The sequence below is a fragment of the uncultured Rossellomorea sp. genome (genome assembly GCF_947488365.1).
Taxonomy (GTDB): domain Bacteria; phylum Bacillota; class Bacilli; order Bacillales; family Bacillaceae_B; genus Rossellomorea.
In genome coordinates this window covers 139,995-155,479 of record NZ_CANKZT010000007.1, presented here as the reverse complement: position 1 = coordinate 155,479, position 15,485 = coordinate 139,995, and the positions used below count along the sequence as shown (strand labels likewise).

The 15,485-nt window shown below is 40.0% G+C and carries 13 protein-coding genes; 5 read left to right on the top strand and 8 right to left on the bottom strand.

The features are described from left to right. Window positions 1-338: 338 nt before the first annotated feature. From Q1B03_RS19605 to dnaA, 8 genes are all read right to left on the bottom strand, one after another. Window positions 339-1,421, bottom strand: a complete 1,083-nt coding sequence (locus tag Q1B03_RS19605; RefSeq protein ID WP_299745614.1) for an HD-GYP domain-containing protein — start codon at window positions 1,419-1,421, stop codon at window positions 339-341. 135 nt (window positions 1,422-1,556) lie between these two features. Next, the gene (gyrA, locus tag Q1B03_RS19600; protein WP_299745612.1) at window positions 1,557-4,100 is read right to left on the bottom strand and encodes a DNA gyrase subunit A; all 2,544 of its coding nucleotides are present in this window, start codon (window positions 4,098-4,100) and stop codon (window positions 1,557-1,559) included. A 108-nt stretch (window positions 4,101-4,208) separates the two neighbouring features. Further along, entirely contained in the window at window positions 4,209-6,134 is a 1,926-nt protein-coding gene (gyrB, locus tag Q1B03_RS19595; RefSeq protein WP_299745633.1) for a DNA topoisomerase (ATP-hydrolyzing) subunit B, read from the bottom strand. A gap of 48 nt (window positions 6,135-6,182) precedes the next feature. Next, window positions 6,183-6,437: an extracellular matrix regulator RemB gene (remB, locus tag Q1B03_RS19590; RefSeq protein WP_113969423.1), complete on the bottom strand. Its 255-nt coding sequence runs from the start codon at window positions 6,435-6,437 to the stop codon at window positions 6,183-6,185. A gap of 9 nt (window positions 6,438-6,446) precedes the next feature. Then, window positions 6,447-7,565, bottom strand: coding sequence for a DNA replication/repair protein RecF (gene recF / locus Q1B03_RS19585; protein WP_044340281.1), 1,119 nt, complete (start codon window positions 7,563-7,565; stop codon window positions 6,447-6,449). A 17-nt stretch (window positions 7,566-7,582) separates the two neighbouring features. Beyond that, a complete protein-coding gene (gene yaaA, locus Q1B03_RS19580) occupies window positions 7,583-7,801 on the bottom strand; it encodes a S4 domain-containing protein YaaA (RefSeq protein ID WP_044340280.1) in 219 nt (72 codons plus the stop codon). Window positions 7,802-8,022: 221 nt separating this feature from the next. Continuing rightward, window positions 8,023-9,159 (bottom strand): DNA polymerase III subunit beta, encoded by a 1,137-nt coding sequence (gene dnaN, locus Q1B03_RS19575; protein WP_044340279.1) that lies wholly within the window; start codon window positions 9,157-9,159, stop codon window positions 8,023-8,025. Between the two features lie 206 nt (window positions 9,160-9,365). Next, complete coding sequence (gene dnaA / locus Q1B03_RS19570) at window positions 9,366-10,712, bottom strand: chromosomal replication initiator protein DnaA (RefSeq protein ID WP_299745599.1); 1,347 nt, start codon at window positions 10,710-10,712, stop codon at window positions 9,366-9,368. Between the two features lie 753 nt (window positions 10,713-11,465). Between dnaA and rpmH the strand changes: the two genes are divergently transcribed. The 5 genes from rpmH (at window position 11,466) to mnmE (ending at window position 15,449) form a co-directional block, all read left to right on the top strand. Further along, entirely contained in the window at window positions 11,466-11,600 is a 135-nt protein-coding gene (rpmH, locus tag Q1B03_RS19565) for a 50S ribosomal protein L34 (protein ID WP_034764748.1), read from the top strand. A gap of 166 nt (window positions 11,601-11,766) precedes the next feature. After that, a complete protein-coding gene (gene rnpA, locus Q1B03_RS19560; protein ID WP_299745595.1) occupies window positions 11,767-12,141 on the top strand; it encodes a ribonuclease P protein component in 375 nt (124 codons plus the stop codon). A gap of 135 nt (window positions 12,142-12,276) precedes the next feature. Then, a complete protein-coding gene (gene spoIIIJ, locus Q1B03_RS19555; RefSeq protein ID WP_299745592.1) occupies window positions 12,277-13,065 on the top strand; it encodes a YidC family membrane integrase SpoIIIJ in 789 nt (262 codons plus the stop codon). After that, window positions 13,062-13,679 carry an RNA-binding cell elongation regulator Jag/EloR gene (jag, locus tag Q1B03_RS19550; protein WP_299745589.1) on the top strand — a complete coding sequence of 206 codons (618 nt, stop codon included), beginning with the start codon at window positions 13,062-13,064 and terminating at the stop codon, window positions 13,677-13,679. Before spoIIIJ ends, jag begins: the two co-directional genes overlap by 4 nt. A 384-nt stretch (window positions 13,680-14,063) precedes the next feature. Beyond that, window positions 14,064-15,449, top strand: a complete 1,386-nt coding sequence (mnmE, locus tag Q1B03_RS19545; RefSeq protein WP_299745586.1) for a tRNA uridine-5-carboxymethylaminomethyl(34) synthesis GTPase MnmE — start codon at window positions 14,064-14,066, stop codon at window positions 15,447-15,449. The last annotated feature ends 36 nt before the right edge of the window (window positions 15,450-15,485 follow it).

Sequence of the window (15,485 nt, the reverse complement as noted above, 5' to 3'; positions counted from 1 at the left end):
GCTCTTTAAAAATAAATCTAGAATTAACGTTGACGTATTGTCTTGTTTTGTTCAGTTTTCAAGGTTCAATGTGTAAGTGCTCCGTTTGAAGCGACCTTTATAATATATCATTTATCGTTATTATCGTCAAGGTGTTTTTACTATTTTAGAAAAGTTTTTTCTGAAACAATTATGTAATGCCTTTCGGACAACAAATAATATTATACATACTATTGGACGTGTTTGCAAGAGGTAAATCCAAATAAATGAACCATAGGTTGGTTACTCAACCTATGGTTTACTTAATAGGCTCATTTAAGTGGTTTATAAACGATTGTATAATGACGCCCCCTAAATTTCTAAACAAAAACTTCTGATATATAAACCTCTTTTTGCTGAGACAGGTCTAAAAGATCTTCAGTTTTGTTTATTTTTACGATGGGCTTAGTATAAGCACCTGGCTTGGTGTACATCACTTCTCCGTACTGGCCGGTGGAGAGCCTTACTGAGGTACCCGTCCTCAGGTCTCCCAGTAGTTGAAGAAGACTATTGACGACTTTGATATCGAATTTACCGAATAAATCCTCACTGATCATATCCAGAACCTTAAAGACCGGCTGCTTACTTCTATATATTCTTTCTGATGACATGGCATGAAAAACATCGGCGATTCCAACAACCTGGGAGTAAAGATGAATACGGTTATTTTTCTCGGATGACGGGTAGCCTGTACCATCAAATCGTTCATGATGTTGGAAGATCGCCAGTTTTGTCTCCGTTTTTAACAATGGAGTGTCTTTAACCATTTTATATCCGTTGGCTGTATGGAGCTTCACTTCTTTAAATTCACCCTCTGTTAAAGGCTGTTCCTTTGTTAATATGTGTGGACTGACTTTGGCCATTCCACAGTCTGCCAGAATACCTGCTAAAGCCAACTGGTTCACCTGACCTGAATTTAAGCCTAACTTCTTACCCAGGAGCGCGCTTATGATACTCACCGATATGGCATGATGATAGAGATAATCTTTTTTTGTTGAATATTGATGGAGAGAATACACATATGTATGGTTACGTTCAGCCTTTTGAATAACCGGGAGTATTAATTCTCTCACTCTTGCAACATTTACAGCTGTGCCTGATTGCCAGTTCATGAATTCTTTCTTAAATTCCCTGATGGTCATCATATAGAGATCGAAGAAACCGAGTGGCTCATTGATTTCTTCCACCACTATCTCTTTATCAGTAGAGACTGGTGTTCTAAATGGATGTCCATCCGATTTTGTTTTCTCTATTATGAGTTCAGTAATATGAAACGCTTGAAGGATTTTCAAATGTTCTTCTTCAAGTACTGTATTCTTTGGAATAATAGGGGTCGCTGCCATTCCCATAACATCTTCTGCTACGATGCATCCTAATTGTATCTCTCCACGATGTACCTTCAACTATGAACACCTCACTTCTAACCTTTTTCTTCTAGTTTATTTTACCAAATTTAACAGGTTATAGTTATTATTCACAAAAAAAATAAGCCGTTTCCAGTTTGAGAGCCTCATTACTGGAAACAGCTTACCCTTCATTTATTCTTCTGTATCATCACTTATGTCTTCAACATCTTCAGAAGATGTTTGGTCTTCGCTGTCCGGTTGTTTAATTCCCTCAGCAGTTTCAACTGGTACTTCCGTTTCTTCTTCATCTTCTTTTTCAACTTTGGCAACTGTTGAAACAAATTCGCTTTCTTGAAGACGGATCAGCTTGACTCCTTGAGTGTTACGACCTGTAGTGGAAATATCATTCACGTCCATACGGATAAGGACACCATGTGCTGTGATGATCATTAAGTCTTCTTCACCTGTAACAGCTTTAACAGAGACCAGCTCTCCGTTACGTTCCGTCACGTTGCATGTTTTTAATCCTTTACCTCCACGTGTTTGAACTCTATATTCACTGGCAGGAGTACGTTTACCGTAACCATTTACGGTTACAACTAACACATCACTCTTCTCTTCCAGGATTTCCATTCCAACAACAATGTCATCGTCACTTAGGTTAATCCCTTTTACCCCGGTAGCTGTTCTTCCCATTGAACGAACATCCGTTTCAGGGAAACGAATGAGCATACCTTTTTTCGTTCCGATGATCATATCTTTTTCACCATCAGTCAGTTTGACGGAAATGAGCTCATCATTTTCTCGAAGATTAATGGCGATCAGACCGTTCGTACGGATATTGGCGAAATCTGATACCGGCGTACGTTTTGAGATACCCTGCTTGGTTGTAAAGAATAAGTACCAGTCGTCCACGAATTCTTCCACTCGAATCATGGCGTTGATCCACTCATCTTTTTCTACCCCAAGGAGGTTGATGATCGGAAGTCCTTTAGCAGTACGGCTGAATTCAGGAATTTCATATCCTTTCGCGCGGTATGCTTTTCCTTTGTTTGTAAAGAATAGAATCGTATCATGGGTTGATGTTGTCAGTAAGTGTTCAACGAAGTCTTCATCATTGGTACCCATTCCCTGGATCCCTCTTCCTCCTCGCTTTTGACTGCGGTAGGTTGAGACAGGCAGGCGCTTGATGTATCCGTTATGAGTAAGGGATACGACAATGTTTTCTCTTGGAATTAAGTCTTCATCTTCGATATTCTCAATTCCACCCGCTACGATTTCTGATCTTCTTTCATCATTGAAGCGTTCTTTGATCTCAATAAGCTCTTCACGGATGATTTCAAGAACTTTTTCATCATCTGCCAGGATCGCTTTCAATTCTGCAATCTGCTTCACTAGTTCTTGATACTCGTCTTCAATTTTTTCCCGTTCTAATCCGGTTAAACGTTGAAGTCGCATATCCAGGATCGCTTGAGCCTGCTTGTCAGAAAGGGAGAAATTCTCCATCAATCCTTGTTTCGCAAGTTCTGTTGTTTGAGATCCGCGAATAAGGGCGATAATTTCATCAATATGATCTAAGGCGATTCGTAAGCCTTCTAAGATATGGGCCCTTGCTTCAGCTTTGCGCAATTCGAATTCCGTTCTACGACGAATGACCACGCGTTGATGCTGTAAGTAATGATATAGACACTCTTTTAAATTCAATACCTTAGGCTGCCCATCAACAAGTGCCAGAAGGTTAATACCGAAGCTTGTTTGAAGAGCCGTTTGCTTATATAGATTATTAAGCAAGACATTCGCATTCGCATCTTTTCTTACTTCAATTACGATACGCATACCATTACGGTCCGATTCATCACGTAAATCTGTGATGCCATCAATTTTCTTATCACGAACAAGATCGGCAATCTTCTCGATCAGTCTCGCTTTATTTACTTGATAAGGAATTTGATGAACGATAATCGTTTCTTTCCCGTTGCTTTTTTGTTCAATTTCCACACGGGCACGCATGGTGATGGAACCTTTACCTGTTTCATAGGCGCGACGGATCCCGCTTCTTCCTACAATTAATCCAGCAGTTGGGAAGTCAGGTCCGTAGATGAATTCCATCAGCTCTTGAATCGTAATGTCGGGATCTTTACTTAATGCAAGGATTCCATCGATGACCTCTCCAAGATTATGAGGTGGAATATTCGTTGCCATCCCTACAGCGATACCTGAAGAACCGTTCACTAACAGGTTAGGGAAACGGGCAGGTAATACTTCCGGCTCTCTCTCGGTACCATCATAGTTATCTTTATAATCAATTGTATCTTTATTAATATCACGAATGAGTTCCATAGAGATCTTGGACATACGTGCTTCTGTGTAACGCATGGCCGCAGCTGCGTCTCCATCAACAGAACCAAAGTTACCATGACCGTCTACAAGCATGTAGCGATAGTTGAAATCCTGTGCCATACGCACCATCGTGTCATAAACAGCAGAGTCACCATGGGGGTGATACTTACCGATTACTTCACCGACGATACGGGCTGATTTCTTGTATGCTTTATCTGCCGTCATTCCCAAGTCATTCATCGCATACAAAATACGACGATGTACAGGTTTCAGACCGTCACGGGCATCCGGTAGTGCACGGGAAACGATAACACTCATCGCATAATCCAGGAAAGACGAGCGCATTTCACTACTTATATTAATCTCTTTAACATTCGATCTCGGTGTTTCTGCCATAGTAAAAGGGACCTCCTTTTAAAGAAAGATTTATACCTTTCTCATTCTTTACCTTGTCCGCTATGTAAAAGACAGGATAGCACGCATGTCTATCCTGTTTATTTTATTTTAGATATCCAAATTCTTAACGTAAGCTGCGTTTTCTTCGATGAAGTTACGTCTCGGCTCTACTTTGTCACCCATCAGGATATCAAAGGTTTCGTCAGCCTCAATCGCATCTTGAAGACTTACTTGCAGCAGGGTTCTTGATTCCGGATCCATCGTCGTTTCCCAAAGCTGCTCAGGATTCATTTCTCCAAGACCCTTGTAACGCTGGATTCCAGGTTTAGGTGTCGGGGAGATTTCTGCAAGGATGCGATCCAGTTCTTTATCATTGTAGGCATACTCGATTTTCTTCCCTTGTTGAATTTTGTACAAAGGAGGTTGAGCGATGTAGATGTAGCCTGCTTCAATGATATTTCTCATGTAGCGATAGAAGAACGTTAATAATAGTGTACGAATATGTGCGCCATCAACGTCGGCATCGGTCATGATCACGATTTTATGGTATCTCGCTTTTGCCAGATTGAAGTCTTCGCCAATCCCTGTGCCTAGAGCGGTTATAATCGCACGGACCTCGTTATTTGAGAGGATCTTATCCAAACGTGCCTTTTCTACGTTGATGATTTTACCCCGCAAAGGAAGAATGGCTTGGAAATGACGATCACGGCCTTGTTTAGCAGATCCGCCGGCTGAGTCACCCTCAACCACGTAGATCTCACTGATGCTTGGGTCTTTGGAAGAACAGTCTGCTAATTTACCAGGTAAGCTGGAAATCTCCAGGGCACTCTTACGACGGGTAAGCTCCCTTGCTTTTTTCGCAGCCAGTCGGGCACGTGCAGCCATTAGTCCTTTTTCTACCACTTTTCGTGCGACAACCGGATTTTCAAGTAAGAACGTTTCTAAATGCTCTGAGAAAAGGGAATCCGTAATCGTTCTTGCTTCTGAGTTTCCGAGCTTTGTTTTTGTCTGACCTTCGAATTGAGGATCAGGATGTTTAATCGAGATAATGGCTGTTAATCCTTCACGAACATCTTCCCCTGAAAGATTCGCATCGCTCTCTTTAAACACGTTATTTTTTCGGGCATAGTCGTTAATGACCCTCGTTAAAGCCGTTTTAAATCCGGACTCATGGGTTCCACCTTCGTGAGTGTGGATATTATTGGCAAAGGAATAAAGATTACTTGCGAAACCGTCATTGTATTGAAGGGCGATTTCAACTGTAATTTCGTCTTTCTCGCCTTCGATGTAAATCGGCTCTTCATGGATGACTTCCTTCGAACGGTTAAGGTGCTCAACATAGGACTTGATTCCACCTTCATAATGGTAGTCCCTTCTTTTCCCTTCTCCGCGCTTATCTTCAATACTGATTTGGATCCCTCTGTTTAAGAAAGCCAGTTCGCGAATACGGTTTGCAAGTGTGTCATACTCGTATTCAGTCGTTTCAGTAAAGATTTCAGGATCTGGAGTGAAGTGAATGATCGTTCCCGTTTTATCCGTTTCCCCGATCACCTTAAGATCAAAGCTTGGAACACCTTTTTCGAATTTTTGATAATAGATGTTTCCATCACGATGAACATGAACTTCAAGTTCTGTAGAAAGGGCATTTACAACTGATGCCCCAACTCCGTGTAGACCTCCGGATACTTTATATCCTCCGCCGCCGAACTTACCACCGGCGTGAAGGACCGTCATGATTACCTCAACGGCAGGACGTCCCATTTTTTCGTGAATACCGACAGGGATACCACGTCCATTATCTGTAACAGTGATACTGTTATCCTCTTCGATGATGACTTCGATTTCATTACAGTAACCGGCTAACGCTTCATCGATACTGTTATCAACGATTTCCCACACCAAGTGATGCAGACCTCTTCCGCTTGTTGATCCAATATACATACCAGGTCTTTTCCTGACAGCCTCTAATCCTTCTAAAACCTGAATCTGATTTTCATCATAGGACTGACCTTGTTGAGCTTGTTTTTGTTCCATAGCCATACTGATTCACCTACACTTTCTAACCTTCAGGGCTTTATATTTCTATAATAAATTCTCATAGTTTGAGTATTTCTTTGATCGCTTCTTCAACGTGCTTGATGCCAGTGGTGAAAGATACAACTGATTAGACGTGATAACAAGAGATTTATATGAACCCTTTGCAAGATTACAAAGGTTTTTATCTTTCGTTTTTAAAAAGTGTTGTATTTCTTCTGAAAATTGAACGGTGTCTCGATCAATAATTGCAATGATTTCATCTGTACGTACCATGACATCTTCTCCAACATGTATGTACAAGGTAACACCTCATTTCAGTCTTTTCATTGATCCGGCTTCCACTTCAAAAGTAGTCGCTTCGTTTAAGGTTTGATGATCAATTCCATCCACGTTTGTCGTCGTGACAAAGGTTTGGACTTTTCCCTGGATGGTATTCAATAAATGTGACTGTCGATAATCATCTAATTCTGACAAGACATCATCAAGAAGTAAGATGGGATATTCTTTAATTTCAGAATGAATCAGCTCAATTTCTGCAAGCTTCACAGATAGGGCTGTTGTCCGCTGCTGCCCCTGAGATCCGAATGTTTGAACATCCCGTCCATTCACAATAAATTGAAGATCATCCCGATGTGGGCCGACCAGGGTCACACCGCGATCAATTTCCCGCTCTCGGATACCATCAAATTTCTGCTCATATATATCTACCATTTTTGACCATTCTTGATTATCTGATACATCCAAAGACGGTTTATATACGATTTCTAAGGTTTCTAAGTTCCTTGAAATCCCGGAATGGATCGGTTTTGCCCAACTTTCTAATAGCTGAACGAACTCAAAGCGCTTCTTCGTAATTTTTACAGCCATCTCTATGAACTGTTCCGTCAAGACATCCAGCATGGTCTGGTCTTTTTGTTTTCTCGTTTGCAATTGTTTCAGATAATGGTTCCGTTGCTGTAATATTTTTTGATAAAGGCTGATATCATGTAAATAAACAGGAGAAACCTGACCGATTTCCATATCAATAAAACGACGCCTTACTTGAGGGCTCCCTTTTACTAAATGGAGATCTTCAGGCGCGAACATGACAACATTCATATTGCCGACATATTGACTTAGTTTAGATTGTTCAAGGTGATTACTTTTCGCTTTTTTTCCTTTTTTTGACAGGACAAGCTCCAATGGTAACGCGCCATTATATTTCTGAATCCTACCTTTTATTTTAGCATATTCCTCGTCCCAACGGATTAAATCTTTATCATTTGAAGTCCGGTGGGATTTAGCCATAGCCAGTACATAGATAGACTCCATAATATTGGTCTTCCCTTGAGCATTCTCTCCAAGAATTACGTTCACCTTATTTTCGAAACTCACGTCGATTGATTCGTAATTTCGATAGTTTCTTAATTCTAATTGTTCAATGTACATGGAAATAACACCCTTTATTATTCTCCAGCAACCACAAATACTCCTACTTCCGGAATTTCAATTGTGTCACCAATTGTGAGTTTTCTGCCTCTTCTTTGGTCTTGTTCGCCATTTATGTATACTTCATATTCACTTAAGAACCACTTCGCCATCCCGCCGGACTGAATTACTTCAGCAAGCTTCAGGAATTGTCCCAATGTGATGATTTCTGTTTCAATGGTGATCTCTTTCGCCACTAAAATCACTACTTTCCGTATAAAGTCTCTAATATCTTATTTTACTCTAAATGGAGTTAAGTCACAACTAACGAAAAATCAGCAAGGACTCGCAGAGCAATTTGTCCTTGTTATCATTGGATTTTTCATTGAATAGACGAGAGGAATTCCTTCAATTACCAGATGAAGTGTAGAAAAAGAGCCAATACCTCATGTGAAAGGCATCGGCTCTTGTCTATTCATTAGTACGTTCTAACTGGAAGAATCAACTGAAGGATCGAATCATCATGAAGTGGTTTCAGTACGAACGGTCTCATGGCTCCAGTGAAGTTTACATAAATTTCGGTTCCTTCAATGGCCTTTAACGCATCCATCATATATTTAGCACTAAAGGAGATCTTCAGTTCTTCTCCTTCAATGGACTGGCTTTGCACCTGTTCGATTACTTTCCCGATCTCTGGTGTGTTAGACGAAATCTCAATCATGCCGCCATCCAGAGTTGAAAGTTTCACTACGTTGTTTCTTCCTTCTCTGGCAAGTAATGACGCACGGTCTATCGCTTGTAAAAATTCTTTCGTATTCAGCGTTAGTTCTGTTTTTGTATCTGAAGGAATCAATCGACTTGTGTCAGGGTAATTCCCTTCTAATAATCTTGAGAAGAATAATAAGTGCTTCGCTTTGAATAGCACTTGGTTTTCAGTGATCACGATTTCCACAGGCTCTTCAGTATCATCAAGGATTTTATTCAGCTCGTTTAAGCTTTTCCCTGGAATCACAATATTGTATGAAGCATCATGATTTGTTTCAATTGGCGCTTTTCTCATCGCAAGTCTGTGACTATCTGTTGCAATACAGCTTAGTTCCCCGTTTTCAATCTGACAGTTTACACCTGTCAAGATGGGGCGTGTTTCTGAGGTGGACACTGCAAATACGGTCTGTCTGATCATCGTTTTTAGAAGATCGGTTGAAACTTTAATTCCGTTTCCTTCTTCAATCTGAGGAAGATGTGGGTACTCTTCCGGATCTAAACCGTTTAAATTAAATTCCGCCTGCCCCGAACGAATAACCGTTTGGAAATGATTTTGAACTTCAATTTCCACTGTATCTTTAGGTAATTTCTTAACGATTTCACTAAAGAACTTAGCTTGAAGAACAATTCCTCCAGTTTCCATGATCTCTACAATTTCTGAACCTTCTTCCTCATTCGGAATAAAAGATTCAATTGAAATATCTGAATCACTACCTGTTAATGTTACGCCATCTTCAGTAGCAATGATTTTTATTCCTGTAAGAATGGGAATGGTTGTTCTTGACGTTACTGCTTTCATGACATCTTGGACGCTTTGAACAAGATAGTCCCTTTGAATAACAAATTTCATGATTTATTCCTCCAATTTGCACATAATTTTATGGACTGAATCATATACTAATAATTTATTTAAAAAATAGTAATAGAAGTAGTAGGGCCTGTTGATATGTGGATAAGTGTGTGGATTCAACGTAAACACAGCCTATCCACATGTGGACAGACTGTGTGCTAGTTTGTCTTAGTTATTCACATTATCCAGTTTTTTTGTGTGTAAGATTAACTCTTCAAAGACTCACGAATTTCTTTCAGTTGCTGCTGAAGAAGAGCATCTGCTCCGAGTAATGTACTGATCTTCTCATGAGCATGAATGACAGTCGTGTGATCCCGACCGCCGAACTCTTCACCGATCTTTGGAAGTGAAGAATCCGTCATTTCCCTGGATAGATACATAGCGATCTGTCGGGGAAACGCAATGGACTTTGTTCGTTTCTTGGCCTTAAAGTCTTCCAGCTTCACATTGAAGTGCTCTCCAACGACACGTTGAATTTCCTGGATGGTGATAACCCGCGGTTTTGAGCTCGGAATGATATCTTTCAAAGCTTCAGCTGCCAGATCAGCGTTAATATCTTTATTTATAAGAGAAGAGTACGCAACAACCCGGATTAAAGCGCCCTCTAACTCACGAATGTTTGAATCGATTTGATTAGCTATATAAAGCATGGCTTCATTTGGAATGTCCAATCCTTCAGCCTTTGCTTTTTTTCGTAAAATCGCAATTCTCGTCTCGAGATCTGGCGGTGTTATGTCTGTAATAAGACCCCATTCGAATCGAGAGCGAAGTCTGTCTTCGAGTGTCGGAATTTCTTTCGGTGGCCGATCACTGGAAATGACAATCTGCTTGCTTTCTTCATGTAAGGTATTAAAAGTATGGAAAAATTCCTCTTGTGTTTGTTCTTTTCCTGCTAAAAATTGAATGTCATCTATTAATAAAACATCAACGCTGCGGTACTTATTGCGGAAATCGACTGCTTTATTGTCTCGAATGGAGTTAATGAATTCGTTCGTGAATTTCTCAGAGGATAGATAAACCACTTTAGCAGCAGGATTATGCTCCAGTACATAATGTCCGATCGCATGCATTAAGTGAGTTTTACCCAGTCCCACTCCACCATAAATAAACAAGGGATTATAGGCTTTTGCAGGTGCTTCAGCCACAGCTAAAGAAGCAGCATGGGCGAAACGGTTGCCCGAACCGATGACAAAGGTGTCGAATGTATATTTAGCGTTCAGCATATTTTGATTGATATCCTGCTGATCATCGTCTTTCATCGATTTCTTTGGCGGTAATTGAATATCAAACTCTTCCGGCTCCTGGTTTTGAGGAATGATGAATTTCACGACCAATTCTTCGCCCGTTATATCATACAAAACCCCGGAGATTAATTGAGAGTAGCGTCCTTCTAACCAATCCCGCGCAAATTCATTTGGAGCTGTAATGACAAGAGTGTCCCCTTGTATGGAATGTGCCTTAGTCGACTTTAACCAAGTGTCAAAGCTCGGTTTGCTTATCTTTTTTTCGATGCTTTCTAAGGCTTTGCTCCAAAGATCCCCGATATTCTCCAATCCTGATCCCTCCTTTTCTCAGTTTGTATAACTTCTGTACAACAATTATGTGCTATAACATCCGTTAACTCTCGATATCTAATAAAAATACAATGCGATGAATGTGGAAAATATATATAATAAGGAAAGAAAATGGTTTTTCGACAATATCCACCACTTGTGGACAACGTTTTACAAACCCTCTGAATAAGTTACCCACATGATATCCACAAATTGTGGATAACCCGATTTCGTAAATAGAGTTATTAAGAGTGAAAACACAATAATCATATCAAAATATCCTAGGGGGTGCAATGCTTTTTAAATTTTATCCACAACCTGGGGACCTTGTGGAATTGTTTTGTCCACAAGCTATGAACTTGTGAAAAAGTTGTCAATATGTGTTGTGGATAATTTAAAACGGTGTCGAATCCTATCCACAGGCAGGTTGAATAGAGAAATTGAAGATGATTTGTAGAAGGAGAAAGATCTAGAAGAAATTTCGTTATTTGAAAAAAGAGATGTTTTATTTTAAATAAAAACTGCAGGCTAAGTAAGTTGATTGGAGCGGAAATCAACCAGTACTCGCTTGTTGGAAACTATCAGCTAAGATTAACGATGATTACTAATGACTTACTTCAGAAAATCTATTAATGCAAGAACAGAAGCAAAAAGAAAAATAATATGAGTGTTGACTTTTTATGGGTACCGTCTTTATAATAGTGAGGAATGTCTTTAACTTTTATAAAGATATCCTTCAGGGAGGTGTCATAGATGAAAAGAACGTTTCAACCAAATAATCGCAAAAGAAAAAAGAACCACGGTTTCCGTGCACGTATGAGCTCTAAAAACGGACGCAATGTTTTAGCTCGCCGTCGTAGCAAAGGAAGAAAAGTATTATCTGCTTAGACCACTGAACTGACTCAGTGGTCTTTTTTTTCCTTTATATCCAAGGGGAAAGACGATTTGGCTCGTTCTTATAGAGAATAAAGAGAAAAATCACTTATAATTTCAAATGAATGAGCCAATAATGTCGAGGATACATCAAGACAAAAATGAAAATTAGGTGTGGTCAATGCGGAAAGATCAGAGAGTGAAGAAAAATAAAGAGTTCCAGGAGATATTTAAAAAAGGAACATCCTTTGCAAATCGGCAATTCGTTTTATATCTATTGAAGAAAGAAGAGCCTCAACCGTTTCGAATCGGGATCTCGGTAAGTAAGAAAATCGGGAACGCAGTTTGTCGAAACCAAATAAAGCGATATGTCAGGCAGGCTTTCTTAGAGTTACAAGAAGACGTACAAGATCAGTACGATTATTTAATCATCGCCAGAAAACCGGCGGCCGAAATGAATTTTCATGAGGTGAAGGGCAGCCTCACTCATGTGCTAAAAAGAGGAAAAGTGTTGAAAAGATCCTCTAATGGCAAACATGATAGAAAGAAGTCATAACATTTTACGATATTGACAGGTTTCGTCATCACAATCCTATGAAAAGATGTTACAATACGAGAGATTGTACTTTTTAAGTACGGGAGACCTGTTTTACATTTTACTTGAAAGATATTAGTTGGGAGGAAAATAAGGGTGAAAAAGAGAATTATAGCCCTGATGGGAATCATTGGGCTAATGGCTATACTATCAGGTTGTACGGAATACAATCAGCCTATCACACCTGAGAGTAGCGGAATATGGAATGAATACATTGTCTATCCTTTATCACAATTAATTACTATGGTAGCTGAGTTCATGAGCGGTTCTTATGGACTGGCCATTGTCATTGTTACATTGATTATTCGTTTAGCGATTCTGCCATTAATGATTAAACAAACGAAAAATTCAAAAGCCATGCAGGCTTTACAACCAGAAATGAAAAAGCTGCGTGAAAAATATAGCTCTAAAGATGCACAGACACAACAAAAACTTCAACAAGAAACGATGGCTTTATTCCAAAGTCATGGGGTAAATCCGCTGGCGGGTTGTTTCCCATTAATTGTTCAGATGCCGATTTTAATTGGGTTCTACCATGCGATCGTAAGAACAGAAGAAATTAAAGCTCATAATTTCTTGTGGTTCGATCTGGGTAACCCGGATCCTTACTATATTTTACCTTTAGTTGCAGGTGTTACGACGTTTATCCAACAGAAATTAATGATGGCGGGTACAGCGAATCAAAATCCGCAAATGGCGATGATGCTCTATATCATGCCAGTCATGATCATCATTTTTGCTATTAACTTCCCTGCAGCTCTATCCCTTTACTGGGTAGTTGGAAATCTATTTATGATCGTTCAAACGTACTTTATTAAAGGACCTGAAATTAAAGAAGCGCAAACCGCTAAAGCTGGTGGGAATTCGGGAGGAAAGAAAAAGTGAGAGAAGTAGAAGCGACTGGTCAAACGGTGGAAGAAGCCATTGAATCAGCCTTGTCTCAACTGAATATCACCCAAGAAGAAGCAGAAATTGACGTCATTGATCAAGGTAAAAAAAGTTTGTTCGGATTGTTTGGAGGAAGACCGGCAGTCGTTCAAGTCAAAAAAGCGATTGATCCGGTAAATGAAGCGAAAGATTTTCTTTTGTCTGTTGCACATGAAATGGGAGTTAATGCTACCATTGATGTGAAAAGAGATGGAAGAGATGTGGAGTTCAACATATCCGGTGAAAAAATGGCTCTCTTAATAGGAAAAAGAGGACAAACGTTGAATGCTCTTCAACATTTAACTCAACTAATTGCAAATAGGGTTTCCGATCAGTTCATCACCATCCTTTTAGATGCAGAGAACTATCGAGAAAGACGTAAGCAAACGTTAACAAACCTGGCTGAACGTTTAGCAGAGAAAGCGTTGCGCACAAATCGTTCAGTTTCATTAGAACCTATGCCTTCCTATGAACGAAAAGTGATCCATACAGCATTAGTCGATTCGACGACTGTTGATACACACTCAGAAGGTAGAGAACCAAATCGCTATATAGTGATTGCTCCAAAATAATAAAAGACGATTCCTTTCGGGGGATCGTTTTTTTTTTTGCTCATTTCGAAAACTTTATTGCTTTTTTACAGAGAAATGAGTCGTTTATTTCTCCTGCAGGACACTTCCTATGCAAGCTAACCCCTTTAATGTTCTTCCCCCGTTGTCGCGTCACAACTCTGTGGATTCTTATTTTCATCCCGGTTTATTGTTATTCACATGTGGATAAGTTAAAATAATAGAGATGAAGTATTGGATATGTGGATAACATTATTTGGTGGTTATTAGTTGGTTTCCTTTCTTTAGTATTAAATAGGATTGTGATATTCTAATAATTTGGGGAAACTTTGCTCAATACTAAAATTTTTTATATAAATAGACTCAGTTATAAGAGAGGTGAATACGATGGAGTTTGATACAATCGCCGCAATTTCCACTCCAATGGGAGAAGGAGCCATTGCTATTGTGCGTTTAAGCGGTGATCAAGCCTTCGATATCGGTGATAAGATCTTTAAGGGAATGAAGGGAAGCTCGATGAATGAATTTGCTTCGCATACCATTCATTATGGACATATTATCGATCCGGACACAGAGCAAGTGGTGGAAGAAGTCATGGTTTCTGTGATGAGAGGTCCCAAGACATTTACCCGTGAAGATATTATAGAAATCAACTGCCACGGGGGACTCGTGTCGGTTAATAAAGTATTGCAGCTCGTATTGAAAAATGGGGCCCGCCTTGCAGAGCCGGGTGAATTTACAAAACGGGCATTCTTGAACGGAAGAATCGACCTTTCCCAGGCAGAAGCGGTCATGGATCTGATACGGGCAAAAACCGATCGGGCGATGAATGTGGCACTGAATCAAATGGAAGGCCGACTTTCCAATTTGATTCGAAAGCTTCGTCAGGAAATTCTTGAAACACTGGCCCATGTAGAAGTGAATATCGATTATCCGGAATACGATGATGTGGAAGAAATGACGCATAATGTACTGTTGGAGAAATCGAAGCATGTCCGGGATGAAATTGACCGTCTTGTACGAACATCAGAACAGGGGAAAATTCTTAGAGAAGGTCTTTCCACCGTTATTATTGGCCGACCAAATGTAGGAAAGTCATCTTTATTAAACAGCCTTGTTCATGAAAACAAGGCGATCGTAACCGATATCCCTGGAACAACACGGGATGTGATTGAAGAATACGTGAATGTACGCGGTGTTCCGTTACGTCTGGTCGATACGGCCGGGATTCGTGAAACAGAGGACATTGTCGAGCGAATCGGTGTGGAACGTTCACGACAAGTATTGAAAGAAGCGGATTTAATTTTACTTGTGCTCAACTATGCGGATGAATTAACTCCTGAGGATGAACAGCTTTTCGAAGCGGTTAGAGGAATGGACGTTATTGTCATCGTGAACAAAACGGATCTGCCTCAGAAAATTGATATAGATAAAGTAAGAAAACTAGCGGAAAATCATCAGCTAGTCACAACGGCTTTACTTGAAGAGCAAGGAATCGATGAGCTGGAAGAAGCGATTTCATCTTTATTCTTTGCAGGGTCCATTGAAGCGGGGGATATGACGTATGTGTCCAATAGCCGTCATATTGCTTTACTCAATCAAGCATCCCTTGCGATTAATGAAGCAATCGATAGCGTAGAAATGGGAACTCCCATCGATATCGCTCAAATAGACTTAACCAGAACGTGGGAGCTTTTAGGTGAAATCATTGGAGATAGCGTTCATGAAAGTTTGATTGACCAGCTGTTTTCACAATTCTGCTTAGGGAAATAAACATTATTAAAAGGTGGACGCATACCAGTTGCGATC